Origin of the sequence: Microbispora sp. NPDC088329 (assembly GCF_040685655.1) — a bacterium.
Lineage (GTDB): Bacteria > Actinomycetota > Actinomycetes > Streptosporangiales > Streptosporangiaceae > Microbispora.
Map to the genome: position 1 here is coordinate 146,771 of NZ_JBFBIP010000002.1, position 12,544 is coordinate 159,314.

Consider the following 12,544-nt stretch of genomic DNA (forward strand, 5'->3'; position numbering starts at 1 on the left):
AGATGTTTAGTTCATGAGATAAGTATCTCGCCGTCAAGGAGAATCATGAGCGGCATGCACGATGACGTCGATCTCGGGCACACGGTCGCGGGCTGGACCGGCTGCGTCGTCGTGCTGTGCGGCTGCGCGACGGTGGGGGTGGCGATGTGCGCCGCCTCGCTCCCCGGCATCTGGCTCGGTCTCGGCGTGATCGCGCTGGGCGGCCTGGTCACCTGGGCGCTCCACCTCGCGGGCTGGGGCAAGCCCAGCGGCCCCCGGCCTCCGGAGCAGTGGGACTGGCGGGTGAAGGACCCGATGACGGGCCACGGCGACTGTCTCGCCTGCCGTCTCACGGGCCAGGCACCCCGCACTGGAGGCGCCGACGATGCCGTCCGCGAGGAACCCGCCCTCTCCGAAATGTCGGTGATCGCGAACCGCTGAGTTTCGCCCTGTCCTAGCATCGTGCGGTGCTCGATCACGTACTCGATCAACGGTGCGACGACCTCTACCGTGCCGCGGAGGCGGAGGACGCCCCCCGCTTCCTGGCGACCCTACAGGACCTGTGGGAGAGGACAGAGGAATCGGACGCGCCCATCGCGAACGCCCTCCTCGTCCGCCTGTGCGGCCTGTTCGACCGGCTGCCTCCCGGACTCGGCGCGCGGCTGTCCGTGATGAGCGGCGCGATGGTCGAGAACGGAGCCGATCCCGCCCCGCTGGTCGACCCCGTGGTCGCGGGACTGTGCGACGCGCTGGAGCACTCCGCCGAGTTCGCCCGCGCCTGGCGCGCGGTCACCGACCGGCGCCTCCCGGAACCCGGTCCGGAGGATCGGGTGGTCCTCGGCGCGGCGCGCGTGCTCTCCGGCCCCTTCGGACTGCCGGGACGGTTCGGACTCGGCCGCCGGCTGCCCTTCGCCCGCGCCCTCGACCTGGCCGCCGGCTGGGCGATCGCCGAGGACTGGAGCGCGGCCGCGACCACCGTGCTCCAGAGGTCGGCGGCCATCCGCACGGACCTCTCCCGGCGCCCGCGACTCGCCGCGGCGGTCGCCGCCACGGAGGAGGACCGCCCTGACCTGTGGTGCCTGCCGAGGCTCCTGGCCGTACTCGACGACGAGCCGCTGATCGTCCTCCATCGGCCGACCGGGCGAGCGTACGCGATGACGATCGGCGGAATCGGGGACAACTTTCAGCTTGCCACGCTGCTGGCGCACGTCCTGAACGGGCACGTGCCGCTGACCGTCCCCCACCCGTCCTGGGTCGCGGCGGCCACGGACGGGCCTGTCGAGCCCGAGACCGGACCGATCGTGGCGCGGTTCGACCTGCGCGACGCGACGGGCGAGTCACTTCCGCCGGCCGGGCGCCCCGCCGCCATCCCACTGCTCGACGGGCACCGCGTGCTGGTCCTGGACGAGCCGTCGCACCGCCATACGTGGAACATCGGCCGTACCTATCCGATGATGCGGCCGTCGATCACGCTCGACCGGGTGCTGCCGGAGGAGGAAGCGCGCATGTGGTCGTCACGGGTGGCTCCCGGTCCATGACCCCCTCCCCCGCAGGCATCGACGGCTCAGCCGGGGGTGGGCGGGCATACCGCCGAGACTCGGGGGTATCGGCTCTCGTCATGCGTCGTCTGACCCGTGTGATCCTGCCGATGGCAGTGGTCCCCGCCGTGGTCTCCGGCTGCGGTACTTACGATCCCCATCTGATCGTCAACGGAACCTCCTACTCGGACGGGCCCGCCGCGATCGTCATGCTGCCGGACACGCTCGCCCACCGGCCGTACTCTCTGGGCGGCTGGAACATGTGCCTGGACCGGCCCGGTTCCGCCACCATCACCAAGGTCGAGCCGATCGAGCCCTACAACGACATCGTGATCCAGGCGTTCTCGTCCCGTCCGCATGCCGGCCCGGGGCTCGGCAACGCCGAAAAGCCGCTGACCGAGCTGGGCTTCCCCGCCCGCAGCCCCGCCGTCACCACGGTCTGCGACGAGAACGACCTCCACACCGAGCTCGCCCTGCAGTACGGGAAGACCCGCGACGACAGCGCGGGGGCCGAGGGCGTCCGCATCACCTACACCTCCGCCGGCCGTCGGCACACGGTCGACTTCCATCTCCGGGTGCTGCTGTGCGCGCCCGACGACCCCGTCGAGCGATGCGGAAAGACGTACGAAGAGCTTCAGACGTCGAGCGACGACGATCAGCGGCGGCCGCGTCGGCGACGTGGCCACCATCGAACAGCGCGTCGCCCCCCGGTCGCTCCTGCACCGTCACGCCCTGGTGAAGCTCTGTCACTCCGGCACGGACGGCTGTCCAGTCGGTTTCCGGCGCATCTCGCAGGGCTCGCGCCAACCATGTCGTTCGATCGGCGTGCTCGGCGCGCAATTGCTCCAAACCAAGGTGAATGCCGTCCGGCGCCCCGGTCCTCTCCAATGCCCTGCGGGAACCTGATCAGTGTGCTCCTCATCGGCTGATTCGTCCCGTCGGAACCATAACCGGCATACCTGTCCTTTGCGCAGCTAAGCTCGTCAAATGATCGACTTCAACAACGGCTCCCTCTTCAAGCTGAATCCGTGCCACCCACAAGAGGTCGGCCCGGCCGTGGCCCCTCTCCTGCTCCACGGCGAACAGATCGTCTCCTCCTACAAAACGGTCCGGGACTTCGTCGTCTTCACCGACAAGCGCATCATCGCGGTCAACGTCCAGGGATTGACCGGCAAGAAACGCGACTTCTCCTCCCTGCCCTACAGCAAGGTCCAGGCATGGTCGGTCGAGACCGCCGGAAACTTCGACCTCGACTCCGAACTGGAGCTCTGGTTCAGCGGCCTGGGCAAGGTCCGTTTCGAGTTCAAGGGCAACTCCGACGTCATCCGCCTCAGCCACATGATCGCCGGCTACGTGCTTTGACGCGCTTCCCGACCTGAAGCCGAAGGCCGGGATTGCGGCCGTGCCTCGCGTCGACGCGGCACCTGTGAGGCCTCCCTTCTCGCGCGCGTCGCTGCGCGGGGCGCTCAGGGAAACCAACGGGGCGGTCGTCTGCGGCACCCCCGCTCGATCGCCTCGCTCCGCTCGTCCGAGCTCTCCATGTCTTCCCGGCTGCGGTGATGGTCGTTCTTGCCATGCGACGGATCCTGCGGTGACGGCTTCTCCACGTTTCCCAGGCGACGCGCTCGCGTCCGGGAGAACATTGACGAATACTCGGAACCCCCGCCACCCGACGAAGGAGCCTCGACCTGCCGGCGAGGGTGGCCGATGTCGCGGTCGACAAGGCCACCTACGGCTCTCAATCGCGATGTGGAGAAGTCGGCAACCAGGGACTGGTCCTCCTGTTCACGTCGGGGTCTCTCATGAGCAGGAGGTCGGACGTGACTTCGATCGGCTCCTCGGCCCCCGGATCGAAGGGCCCTTCACGACCGCCCCAGCGCGCCCGGACCTCCTGGCTCAATCGCATCCACTGGGAGATGGTGAGCGCCCTGGCGGGCATTGCCGGGTTGATCGTCGCTCTTGTCGCACTTCGGCCGGATGGGGAACCTGGATCAGGGATGACGTCGGCGTCACCGACACCGACACCGACGGTGACAGTGACGGTGACCTCCTCGATTCCGGTCACCGGATCGGCGGCCCCGTCGTCCCGCTCTCGTTCCAGCACACACACGAAGCCGACGGCCGAAGAGGACCGGCCGACCGAGCCGACGGCCGAGGAGGACCCGCCGACCGAGCCGACGGGGTCGGCGTGCGTCATGACGCCGGGCGAGTGCCGCCTGGAGGCGATGCTCGGCTCGGCGGACGTGAGGAACTGCCGGCCTGCCGCTCGTCCTCCGGCCGACGCGGTGGCCGCTCTCGACTGCACGGCCGTCCGGCCGGGTCCGGTTCACGACCCGATGATCGTGCTGTTCCGCAGCGACACCGACGCCGAGACGTGGGTGGAGTCGTATTGGTGGGCTCTGCACGATGGCCGGGGAGGCAACTGCGCGACCGGGGCCGAGTACAAGGGCACATGGGTCAGGGGCAAGCTGCTCTGCACCATCAACGGGCCGTACTACGCCATGTCCTGGACGTACAAAGGCCGGTCCGTGGCCGTCACAGCCGAGGCTCCGGCCCCGCAGCCGCTGTACGCCTGGTGGCAGGGCCTTTCACTACTGAGCGACTGAGCGCCGGCCGGACGCCCGACTCGGACCCCTGACAGTCAGGCCTGGCGTAACTCAGCCACTACCGGCACCTTCCGCCAGTGCTCGAGTTGCGCGTCCACCCCTGGTAGAGGCGAGGCGCCTTCACTTCCACTGAAAGTAGACGAACAGACGGCCGTGGTTCTTGGCGTCCTTGTCGATCCGGTGGTAGAGGGCCTTGATCTCCTTCTGCTCCAGGAAGCGCAGCACCTTTTTCTTGAGCTGGCCGGACCCCTTGCCGGGGATGATCTCCACCTGGGTCGCCTTCTTGCGTACGGCCTCCTGGATGATGCCGTGCAGCGCCTTGTCGATCTCGCTGCCCTTGTTGTAGATGTCGTGGAGATCCAGCTTCAGCTTCACGCGACCGAGTCTAGGTCGCCCCGATCCGTGCGGGACAGAAGGAGAACCGCCGAACTCCCCCTTCGCGGCGAACGGGCCGAGCCCCTAATACCCGCGTTCGTCTCCTCCGTCGTCGCCCGGGAAGCCGGAGACGAAAGAAGCGAACTCACGGTCCCAATCGATGTGCTCGCCCTCACGGCCCGGAGGCACCAGGGCGATCGTCTCCGCGAGGAACGCCCCGAGTGGATGACGCGGAAGCCACAGGCACAGCGCGTCCGGGGAGCTCGGATGGACGGTGGCGAGGAGCCAGTCCGGGTCGTCGGACGGAAGGAGATGGAACGAGGCGGACTCCACCGGCAGATTGGCGCCCTCCACCAGGACCGTCCTGGCGACGTCGACGGAGGGGATCCCCGGAACAAGAAGCCGTACGAAGTACGGGTCTCCCGTCCGGTACACCAGAAACGCGGTCAGCGCGGTGTCAGGCCGGTCGACGTGGTGCAGGACAAGACTCGTGCTCGCATTCACGACCACAACACTCCAGAGAAGACTTGGCGGGGGAATTATGGACTGCGGAGTACCGCGCCGGCGCCGCTAAACGTTCCACTTCAGCAGAGGGCGCGCGGCGGACCAGACCTCGCTCGCACCTTCGAGGACACCGCGCTCGTACGCCCTCTCCAGCTCGTAACCGTCCGGGTCCTCCCCTATGTAGGGGTCACACGTGAGCTCCACGATCGTCTCGTCGCTCTGCCAGTGCGCGTTCGGGACCTCTCCCGCCGCCAGTTTCAGCTGGTAGACCGACGCCTCCTTCTTGGCCCACCGGACGCCCACGTCATAGCCCTGTTCGTACTTCTTGCGCACGATCTCCGGCAGGGTGGCCTGGAGGCGTTCGGCGACCGCCTCGATGCCGTCCATGACCTTCTCCTCGAGCCGCGCGCGCCGGACGGCCTCCCCGAGAGCGTCCTGACAGATGCCCGAAATGGGCAGGTCGTATGCCCTGACCTGCTCGGCCAGCTCTTCGGGAACCGAGATGTTCATACGCACGAATGCCAACCTCCGATACACACCGCTTACACAACATCATTACACAACGAGTGTGTATCGCACAACGCGTATGGAGGGACGGACTCCGGCCTGCGAGTCACCCGGTCGCGCCGCAAGCGCGCCATTGACGTCCTGCCGGAGTGCCAGGGCGTACGTCCGGTCCGGCCAGGGCTCCTGTCAGCCGTTGATGTAGCCGACCAGAGCCTCTTTCTCGCTCTCCAGCTCCTGGATGGAGGTCTTGACGACGTCGCCGATGCTGACGATGCCGGCCAGGCGGCCGTCGCGGACCACGGGCACGTGCCTGATCCTGTGGTTGGTCATGGTGCGGCGCAGGTCGTCGACGTTGGCGTCCGGACCGCAGGTGCGCACCTCCGCGGTCATGATCGACGAGACGGGCATGGCGAGCAGCGCGGCGCCGTGCTCGTGCAGCCGCCGCACGACGTCACGCTCCGACACGATGCCGTCGATGGACAGGCCGTCCACCGAGACCACGACCGCGCCGATGTTGAGCTCCGCCAGCCGGGCGAGAAGCTCGGACACCGTGGCGTGCGGAGGAACGGTCGCCACACCTGTTCCCTTACTCTGCAAGATCGTCCCGATGAGCATCGACACCGCCTCTCAGGGGCACCCGGGGGGATGTCCCCGCTTCCGCTCCCGCCGGCCGGCCGGAGCGGCGAATCCTGTTTCCCCAGGCAACAGCGGTCCTCTTACCTCGTCAAGGGTTCCCACCCCTACGATGGCGAAATATCACCGCACCCTGATTCACCGCACCCTGATATCACCTCACCCTGGGGGCACGCCGATGGCCGAGAAGCTCAACACCGGGAGCCACGACCTCCCGATCTCCGACGCGCTCGCGGAATTCATGCGCGACGGGTGGGCCGGCACGCGCGCGGACGTGGCGCCCCTGCCGGTCGCCGCGTACGCGGCCAAGCGGCGCGCGCGACTCGCCGAACGCCTCCCCGGTGAGCGGCTCGTCATCCCCTCGGGCACGCTGCGGGCCCGTAGCAACGACGACGATCACCGGTTCCGTACGCACAGCGCGTTCGCGTACCTGACCGGCGGCCAGCAGCCCGACGACGTCCTGGTCATCGAGCCGTCGGGCGAGGCGCGGCTGTTCCTGCGCCCCCGCCCGTCCCGCGCCGAGTCGCAGGAGTTCTACCGCGACCGGCGGTACGGCGAGTTCTGGGTGGGCCGCCGGTTCGACCTCGCCGAGGCAGAGGCGGCGTACCAGATCGAGTGCGCGCACATCGACACGCTGCCGGCCGCGCTGAGCGGACCGGCGCGCGTGCTGCGCGGGGTGGACGCCGCGGTCGACGCGCTCGTCTCCCCCGCCGGGGACGATCGCGACGCCGAGCTGGCCGCGGTCCTGTCGGAGCTGCGGCTGGTCAAGGACGAGTGGGAGATCGCCGAGCTGCAGCAGGCGGTGGACGCGACCGCGCGCGGATTCGAGGACGTCGTACGCGCGCTGCCGGCGGCCCTCTCGCATCCGCGCGGCGAGCGGTACGTCGAGGGCGTCTTCGGTCTGCGCTCCCGGCTGGAGGGCAACGCGGTGGGCTACCAGTCCATCGTGGCCTCCGGGGCGCATGCCTGCGTGCTGCACTGGATCCGCAACGACGGGCGGCTCGACCCCGCCGAGTTGCTCCTGCTGGACGCCGGGGTCGAGGGCGACAACCTGTACACCGCCGACGTCACCCGGACGCTGCCGCTGTCGGGACGGTTCAGCCCGGTCCAGCGGCAGGTGTACGAGCTGGTCTACGAGGCGCAGACGGCCGCCATCGCCGTGCTGCGGCCGGGGGCGCGCTTCCGCGAGTTCCACGAGACCGCGATGCGCGTCATCTCCGACGGGCTGCGCGAGTGGGGCGTGCTGACGCGGGCGCAGGCGGACGCGGGCCTGCATCGGCGCTACACCCTGTGCAGCAGCGGCCACATGCTGGGCCTGGACGTGCACGACTGCGCCAGGGCGCGGGCGGAGACCTACCTCGACGGCGTGCTCGAGGAGGGCCAGGTGCTGACCGTGGAGCCGGGGCTCTACCTTCAGCCCGACGACCTGACGCTGCCGCCGGAGCTGCGCGGAATCGGCGTCCGCATCGAGGACGACCTCGTGATCACGGCCGACGGCGCGCGGCTGATGTCGGCCGCGCTGCCCCGCCGGCCCGACGAGGTCGAGTCGTGGATGGCCGCCCTGTCGGGGTGAGCGAGCGGGCTCGCCGGGTCACCCCTCCCTGACGGCCGACCGGCCCGGGGTGGGGTCGAGGAAGACCTGCCGGATCTCCGGGAACCGCTCGGTGAGCCGGCGCTCCACCTGGTCGGAGGCGAGTTCCAGCCGCTGCCCCGACGTCTCGTCGCGGAAGTCGATCTTCGCCGCGACCATGACCTGGCCGGGGCCCAGCATGACGGTGACCAGCTCGACGACGGCCTCGACCTCCGGCTGGGCGGCGAGCTCGCCGTGGATCTTCTCCTGCAGTCCGCGCGGCGCCGCCTGGCCGATGAGCAGCGAGGCGTTGTTCCTGATCAGGGTCAGCGCCACGCCGAGCAGCAGCAGCCCGATGACGATCGACGCGACACCGTCCCACACGGCCGAGCCGGTGAGCTGCGACAGCAGCAGGCCGACGCCGGCCGTCGCGATGCCGATCAGCGCGGCGGAGTCCTCCAGCACGACGGCCTTGAGCACGGTGTCGGAGGTGCGCTGGAGCAGCCGCCCGGGGCTCACCCGCCAGCGCCGGGCCTCGCCGCGAAGCTGACGCACAGCCCGCCACAGGGAGATCGACTCGATCCCGAAGGAGACCGCGAGCACGAGGTACGACACACCGATGTCGCCCAGGTTCTCCCCCGCGGTGATCGTGTGCCATCCGTGCGTGAGAGAGAACCCCGCTCCCACGACGAGCGTGAAGCAGGCCGCCACGATCGCCCACAGGTAGGCGGCCCGCCCGTGACCGAGTGGATGACGGGAGTCCGCGGGGCGTTCGCCGTGCCGGATCGCGGCGAACAGCACGACCTCGGTGGCCGTGTCGGCCGCCGAGTGGGCGGCCTCCGACAGCATCGCCGAGGAGGAGCTCATCAGGCCGGCCACGAGCTTGGCCAGCGCGATCGCGAGGTTGGCCGCGCCCGCGATCACGACGGTGCCGAGGCTCTCACCGTTCTCGCTGTCAGGCATTCCGCTCCGTCCGTTGAACTGATCTTATGCTGGTCGTCATGGACGCCCCCCTTTGGCTCACCCCGCAGGAGCAACGCGCCTGGCGGGCACATCTGGCCGCCCATCGCCTGCTCTTCCTTCAGCTCGACCGGGAGTTGCAGGGCACCGGGCTGTCGCTGAACGACTACGAGATCCTCGTCAACCTCTCCGAGAGCCCCGGCCGCCGCATGCGCATGAGCGAGCTGGCCGACGCCACGATCCAGTCGCGCAGCCGGCTGTCTCACCAGATCTCCCGGATGGAGGCCGCGGGCCTCGTGATCCGGCAGGACTGCGAGGACGACCGGCGCGGCACGTTCGCCGTGCTGACCGACCAGGGCTGGGAGAAGATCCAGCGGGTGGCGCCGGACCACGTGGCGAGCGTCCGCCGGCACTTCATCGATCTGATGACCTCCGAGCAGTTGTCCGCCCTGGAGCAGATCTACGCGCCGATCGTGGACCACCTCCAGGCGGTGCGCGGCGCCCGGTGAAAGGGCGCCGCACGGCGGCGGACGGCGCGGGATGAGCACCGGTCCCGACTGCCCCTGACAGATCACGCCAAACCGATTCCCGCGGCGTGCGCGTGCCGCCCCCACGCGCTCGCTACGATCCGGCTGTGCGAACAATCCTGGGGCTCGTCGTGGCCGGCCTGCTGCTCACGACCGCCTGCAGCGCGAAAAACGAGCCGGCTCTGCCGGACGGTCCGGCCTTGCTGAAGCGCTCGGCCGACGCCATGCGGACGGTCAAGACGGTCGCCTTCACCATCGAGACCAAGGACAAGCCCGCCGTACCGGTGCGGCACGCCGAGGGCAGCCTCACCCGGGAGGGCGACGCCAAGGGCACGCTGCAGATCGAGGTCCTCGGGCTGCAGGAGATCGAGTTCGTGCTCGTCGGCGACAAGGTCTACTTCAAGGGCCCCACCGGCGGCTTCCAGACGATGACCCGGCAGCAGCTCACGGCCCTCTACGACCCCTCCGCCGTGCTGACCGGCGTGCCCGACCTGCTGTCCACGGCACAGGACGTCCGGCCGCAGGCCGAGGAGAAGGTGGGCGACGCCGCCGCCTACCGGGTGACGGCCGCGCTGTCGCAGAAGGTGCTGGCGACGCTGGTCCCGGGCGTCCAGCAGAACGTCACCGGCACGGTCTGGGTCGACAAGGCCACCGGCCGATTGCTCAAGCTCGACCTGCCGCTCACCGGGGGCTCCGTGGACGTGAGCCTGGGCGACTACGACGCCCCCGTGACCATCGAGCCTCCCGCGTCGTGACGGACACCACAGGGCAGACGGCGGCGGCCGGGACGACCGGCGGGCCGGCCACGCCTCGCCGGAGGCTCGCGCTCGGCGTCGGCGGAGCCGCCGTGCTGCTCGCCGCGCTCGACGCGTACGTGGTCGTCACCGTGCTCGTGGACGTGGCCGCCGACGTCGGCGTGCCACTGAACCACCTGGAGCGGGCGACCCCGGTCGTGACCGGGTTCCTGCTCGGCTACGTCGCGGCGATGCCGCTGCTCGGCCGCCTGTCCGACCGGTACGGCAGGCGCGCGCTGATCCACGCGTGCCTGGCCGGGTTCGCCGCCGGCTCCCTCGTCACCGCCCTGGCGGCGAGCGTCCCGGCGCTGGTCGCGGGCCGTACGCTCCAGGGCGTCGCGGGCGGCGCGCTGCTGCCGATCACCATGGCCCTCATCGGCGACCTGTGGGACGAGCGCGCCCGGCCGGTGGCGCTCGGCGCGGTCGGCGCGGCGCAGGAGCTCGGCAGCGTGCTCGGCCCGTTGTACGGCGCGGGCCTGGCCGCGGTCGCCGGATGGCGCGGGATCTTCTGGGTCAATCTCCCGCTCGCGCTGCTGGCCGCCGTGGCCGTGCAGGTGGCCGTCCCCGCCGGACGCGAGCCGTACGGCCGGCGCTCCGGCGAGGTGAGCACGGTGAAGACGGACGCGGGCGGCGGCGTCCTGCTCGCGCTGGCGCTCGGCCTGCTGGTCGCCGGACTCTACAACCCCTCCCCCGGCACGGCCGTGCTGCCGCCGTGGGGACTGCCGTGCGTGGTCGCCGGGGCGATCGCGGCCGTGTTGTTCGTGCTGTGGGAGATCCGCTCACCGGTCCGGCTGCTCGACCTGACGGGCGTGCACCGGACGCCGCTGCTCGCCACGCTGGCGGTGAGCCTGCTGGCCGGTGCGGCGCTGCTGGTCACGCTGGTCGACGTGCAACTCGCCGCGCAGACGCTGCTCGCCAGGGACGCGGTGGGCGGCGCCCTGGTGCTCACCCGGTTCCTCGCCGCACTGGCGGTCGCGGCGTTCCTCGGCGGGCTCCTGGTGCGGCGGTTCGGCGAGCGCCCGGTGGCCGTGGCGGGGATGGCGGTGGCCGCCGCGGGCTACTGGATGATCTCCCGGTGGCCGCTCGACCTGGCCTCCGCCGGCGTGCGGATGGACGTCGACCTCGTGGTGGCCGGCCTCGGCCTCGGGGTGGTGATCGCCCCGGTCTCGTCGGCGGTGCTGCGCCTGGTCCCGGCGGCGCGGCACGGCGTGGCGTCGGCGGCGGTCGTGGTGGCCAGGATGATGGGCATGCTGCTGGGCGTGGCCGCGCTGTCGGCCTGGGGCTTCCACCGCTTCCAGTCGCTCACCGCGCACCTCGACACGCCGCTGCCGTTCGGGGTGGACGCGGCCGAGTACGCCCGCAGGCTCGCGGATTACACGGCGAAGGTCCAGGCGGCGCTGCACGCGGAGTACACCGAGATCTTCCTGATCACCTGCGGGCTGTGCGTGCTCGGCGCGGCCGCTTCCCTCGCCCTGCCCCGCCGCCGCGCCTGACCTCACACCGGGACCGGGTCAGGCGCCGAACCAGCCGGGCACGTCGAGGCGGAAGACGTCGGGCGGCGTCACCTTCCTCAGGTCGGTCTCCAGCTCCCTGAGCCGCTCGTCGCCGATGACGGCGGCCCAGCGCGCCCGCAGGTCGTCGAAGATCCGGGCCGAGCGCACCAGCATGTCCACCCCCGACGGCGTGAGCCGCACGATCTTGCGGCGCGTGTCGCGGGGGTCGCGGGCGCGCTCCACGTAGCCGAGGCGCTCCAGCGCCTCGATGGTCTTGCCCGCCGCCTGCTTGCTGACGCCCAGCGTGCGGCCCAGCTCCACCGCGGTGGTGCCCTCGGTGCCGATCGCCTGCATGACGAACCCGTGCATGGGACGGGCATGCGGGTGCCCCTGACGGGCGAGCTCGGCGTGCAGTTCGTCGATCAGGACGCGAAAGCCCAGGAAGAGCCGCAGGGGCAGCTCGAAGCCGGGCGGGTCGTTTGACACAGATAGACAACCAGGTTCACTATTAACGACAACGACGTTGTCTATCTTAGGAGACGCTGGCGATGCCTGTCATCCGTCATGCCCAATGCCGCAGATCCGAGACCCCCGCCGGGGTCATGACCACCTTCGCCTCACCCACCCTCGGCGACGCCACGCGGGCCGTGTGGCGCGTCGAGGCGATCCCCGGGACGAGCGGGCCGCTGCACGACTTCGACGCCGAGCAGGTGTGGACGTTCCTCGGCGGCGCCGCCACCGTCGAACTCGGCGGCGAGACGTTCACGGTCGCGCCCGGGGACACCGTGGTCATGCCGCCCTCGACCCCGCGCCGCGTCACCGCGGGCGCCGGCGAGGGCTTCACCGCCGTCGTCACGGCCCCCGCCGGAGCCAGGGCGATCCTGCCCGACGGCACCGTGCACGGCGTGCCGCCCTGGATCGCCTGACCCCGTCCCTTCTTCCCGCCCCCGGCTCTTCCCATCCCCGGCTCTTCTCGCCCCCGGCCCGGCCCCGCCGCGCCGTCGCCTTCACGGCCGCCCGGCTCCGCGCCCGGGCTCCCTCTTCCACATCAAGGAGTC

18 protein-coding genes are annotated in these 12,544 nt (G+C 70.6%); 9 read left to right on the forward strand and 9 right to left on the reverse strand.

What is annotated here, in order from left to right; all coding sequences use genetic code 11:
• The first annotated feature begins 45 nt into the window (after positions 1 to 45).
• Complete coding sequence (locus AB0O28_RS05135) at positions 46 to 420, forward strand: HGxxPAAW family protein (RefSeq protein ID WP_363636458.1); 375 nt, start codon at positions 46 to 48, stop codon at positions 418 to 420.
• Between the two features lie 26 nt (positions 421 to 446).
• Positions 447 to 1,517 (forward strand): hypothetical protein, encoded by a 1,071-nt coding sequence (locus AB0O28_RS05140; protein ID WP_363636460.1) that lies wholly within the window; start codon positions 447 to 449, stop codon positions 1,515 to 1,517.
• 316 nt (positions 1,518 to 1,833) lie between these two features.
• On the opposite strand, the gene AB0O28_RS05145 is transcribed toward AB0O28_RS05140, so the two are convergent.
• Both AB0O28_RS05145 and AB0O28_RS05150 read right to left on the reverse strand, forming a co-directional pair.
• On the reverse strand, positions 1,834 to 2,043 hold the full coding sequence (locus tag AB0O28_RS05145; RefSeq protein ID WP_363636462.1) for a hypothetical protein: 210 nt from the start codon (positions 2,041 to 2,043) through the stop codon (positions 1,834 to 1,836).
• Positions 2,043 to 2,405: a DUF5984 family protein gene (locus AB0O28_RS05150; RefSeq protein WP_363636464.1), complete on the reverse strand. Its 363-nt coding sequence runs from the start codon at positions 2,403 to 2,405 to the stop codon at positions 2,043 to 2,045. Before AB0O28_RS05150 ends, AB0O28_RS05145 begins: the two co-directional genes overlap by 1 nt.
• Positions 2,406 to 2,504: 99 nt before the next feature.
• Here AB0O28_RS05150 and AB0O28_RS05155 point away from each other — a divergent pair, with 99 nt between their 5' ends.
• On the forward strand, positions 2,505 to 2,879 hold the full coding sequence (locus tag AB0O28_RS05155) for a PH domain-containing protein (RefSeq protein WP_363636466.1): 375 nt from the start codon (positions 2,505 to 2,507) through the stop codon (positions 2,877 to 2,879).
• A 376-nt stretch (positions 2,880 to 3,255) separates the two neighbouring features.
• Here the strand turns inward: AB0O28_RS05155 and AB0O28_RS05160 are convergent, their stop codons facing one another.
• Complete coding sequence (locus AB0O28_RS05160; protein WP_363636468.1) at positions 3,256 to 3,714, reverse strand: hypothetical protein; 459 nt, start codon at positions 3,712 to 3,714, stop codon at positions 3,256 to 3,258.
• On the opposite strand from AB0O28_RS05160, the gene AB0O28_RS05165 reads away from it, so the two are divergent.
• Positions 3,713 to 4,123: a hypothetical protein gene (locus AB0O28_RS05165; RefSeq protein ID WP_363636470.1), complete on the forward strand. Its 411-nt coding sequence runs from the start codon at positions 3,713 to 3,715 to the stop codon at positions 4,121 to 4,123. The genes AB0O28_RS05160 and AB0O28_RS05165 overlap by 2 nt on opposite strands.
• Positions 4,124 to 4,243: 120 nt before the next feature.
• Here the strand turns inward: AB0O28_RS05165 and AB0O28_RS05170 are convergent, their stop codons facing one another.
• The 4 genes from AB0O28_RS05170 to AB0O28_RS05185 all read right to left on the reverse strand — a co-directional run bounded on the left by AB0O28_RS05170 (position 4,244) and on the right by AB0O28_RS05185 (position 6,124).
• Complete coding sequence (locus tag AB0O28_RS05170; RefSeq protein WP_346227803.1) at positions 4,244 to 4,498, reverse strand: Smr/MutS family protein; 255 nt, start codon at positions 4,496 to 4,498, stop codon at positions 4,244 to 4,246.
• An 84-nt stretch (positions 4,499 to 4,582) separates the two neighbouring features.
• Positions 4,583 to 5,002 (reverse strand): SsgA family sporulation/cell division regulator, encoded by a 420-nt coding sequence (locus tag AB0O28_RS05175; protein ID WP_363636472.1) that lies wholly within the window; start codon positions 5,000 to 5,002, stop codon positions 4,583 to 4,585.
• 66 nt (positions 5,003 to 5,068) lie between these two features.
• Complete coding sequence (locus tag AB0O28_RS05180; protein ID WP_363637240.1) at positions 5,069 to 5,512, reverse strand: type II toxin-antitoxin system CcdA family antitoxin; 444 nt, start codon at positions 5,510 to 5,512, stop codon at positions 5,069 to 5,071.
• A 183-nt stretch (positions 5,513 to 5,695) separates the two neighbouring features.
• A complete protein-coding gene (locus AB0O28_RS05185) occupies positions 5,696 to 6,124 on the reverse strand; it encodes a CBS domain-containing protein (protein WP_363636474.1) in 429 nt (142 codons plus the stop codon).
• Positions 6,125 to 6,320: 196 nt separating this feature from the next.
• Between AB0O28_RS05185 and AB0O28_RS05190 the strand changes: the two genes are divergently transcribed.
• Positions 6,321 to 7,715, forward strand: coding sequence for an aminopeptidase P family protein (locus AB0O28_RS05190; protein WP_363636476.1), 1,395 nt, complete (start codon positions 6,321 to 6,323; stop codon positions 7,713 to 7,715).
• 18 nt (positions 7,716 to 7,733) lie between these two features.
• Here AB0O28_RS05190 and AB0O28_RS05195 read toward each other — a convergent pair whose 3' ends face one another.
• Positions 7,734 to 8,675, reverse strand: coding sequence for a cation diffusion facilitator family transporter (locus AB0O28_RS05195; protein ID WP_363636478.1), 942 nt, complete (start codon positions 8,673 to 8,675; stop codon positions 7,734 to 7,736).
• A 38-nt stretch (positions 8,676 to 8,713) separates the two neighbouring features.
• Here AB0O28_RS05195 and AB0O28_RS05200 point away from each other — a divergent pair, with 38 nt between their 5' ends.
• The 3 genes from AB0O28_RS05200 (at position 8,714) to AB0O28_RS05210 (ending at position 11,486) form a co-directional block, all read left to right on the forward strand.
• The gene (locus tag AB0O28_RS05200) at positions 8,714 to 9,181 is read left to right on the forward strand and encodes a MarR family transcriptional regulator (protein ID WP_363636480.1); all 468 of its coding nucleotides are present in this window, start codon (positions 8,714 to 8,716) and stop codon (positions 9,179 to 9,181) included.
• Between the two features lie 125 nt (positions 9,182 to 9,306).
• Positions 9,307 to 9,954: an LppX_LprAFG lipoprotein gene (locus AB0O28_RS05205; RefSeq protein ID WP_363636483.1), complete on the forward strand. Its 648-nt coding sequence runs from the start codon at positions 9,307 to 9,309 to the stop codon at positions 9,952 to 9,954.
• Positions 9,951 to 11,486, forward strand: coding sequence for an MFS transporter (locus AB0O28_RS05210; protein WP_363636485.1), 1,536 nt, complete (start codon positions 9,951 to 9,953; stop codon positions 11,484 to 11,486). Before AB0O28_RS05205 ends, AB0O28_RS05210 begins: the two co-directional genes overlap by 4 nt.
• 18 nt (positions 11,487 to 11,504) lie before the next feature.
• Here the strand turns inward: AB0O28_RS05210 and AB0O28_RS05215 are convergent, their stop codons facing one another.
• The gene (locus tag AB0O28_RS05215) at positions 11,505 to 11,972 is read right to left on the reverse strand and encodes a MarR family winged helix-turn-helix transcriptional regulator (protein WP_363636487.1); all 468 of its coding nucleotides are present in this window, start codon (positions 11,970 to 11,972) and stop codon (positions 11,505 to 11,507) included.
• 62 nt (positions 11,973 to 12,034) lie between these two features.
• On the opposite strand from AB0O28_RS05215, the gene AB0O28_RS05220 reads away from it, so the two are divergent.
• On the forward strand, positions 12,035 to 12,412 hold the full coding sequence (locus tag AB0O28_RS05220; RefSeq protein WP_363636489.1) for a cupin domain-containing protein: 378 nt from the start codon (positions 12,035 to 12,037) through the stop codon (positions 12,410 to 12,412).
• Positions 12,413 to 12,544: the final 132 nt, after the last annotated feature.

Excerpts from the sequence above, each read along its gene's own strand:
- AB0O28_RS05165 (WP_363636470.1), top strand. The coding sequence starts at position 3,713 with ATGACGCCGGGCGAGTGCCGCCTGGAGGCGATGCTCGGCTCGGCGGAC.
- AB0O28_RS05200 (WP_363636480.1), top strand. The coding sequence starts at position 8,714 with ATGGACGCCCCCCTTTGGCTCACCCCGCAGGAGCAACGCGCCTGGCGG.
- AB0O28_RS05145 (WP_363636462.1), bottom strand. The coding sequence starts at position 2,043 with ATGCGGACGCCCTCGGCCCCCGCGCTGTCGTCGCGGGTCTTCCCGTAC.
- AB0O28_RS05190 (WP_363636476.1), top strand. The coding sequence starts at position 6,321 with ATGGCCGAGAAGCTCAACACCGGGAGCCACGACCTCCCGATCTCCGAC.
- AB0O28_RS05185 (WP_363636474.1), bottom strand. The coding sequence starts at position 6,124 with ATGCTCATCGGGACGATCTTGCAGAGTAAGGGAACAGGTGTGGCGACC.
- AB0O28_RS05135 (WP_363636458.1), top strand. The coding sequence starts at position 46 with ATGAGCGGCATGCACGATGACGTCGATCTCGGGCACACGGTCGCGGGC.
- AB0O28_RS05180 (WP_363637240.1), bottom strand. The coding sequence starts at position 5,512 with ATGAACATCTCGGTTCCCGAAGAGCTGGCCGAGCAGGTCAGGGCATAC.
- AB0O28_RS05155 (WP_363636466.1), top strand. The coding sequence starts at position 2,505 with ATGATCGACTTCAACAACGGCTCCCTCTTCAAGCTGAATCCGTGCCAC.
- AB0O28_RS05160 (WP_363636468.1), bottom strand. The coding sequence starts at position 3,714 with ATGACGCACGCCGACCCCGTCGGCTCGGTCGGCGGGTCCTCCTCGGCC.
- AB0O28_RS05220 (WP_363636489.1), top strand. The coding sequence starts at position 12,035 with ATGCCTGTCATCCGTCATGCCCAATGCCGCAGATCCGAGACCCCCGCC.
- AB0O28_RS05195 (WP_363636478.1), bottom strand. The coding sequence starts at position 8,675 with ATGCCTGACAGCGAGAACGGTGAGAGCCTCGGCACCGTCGTGATCGCG.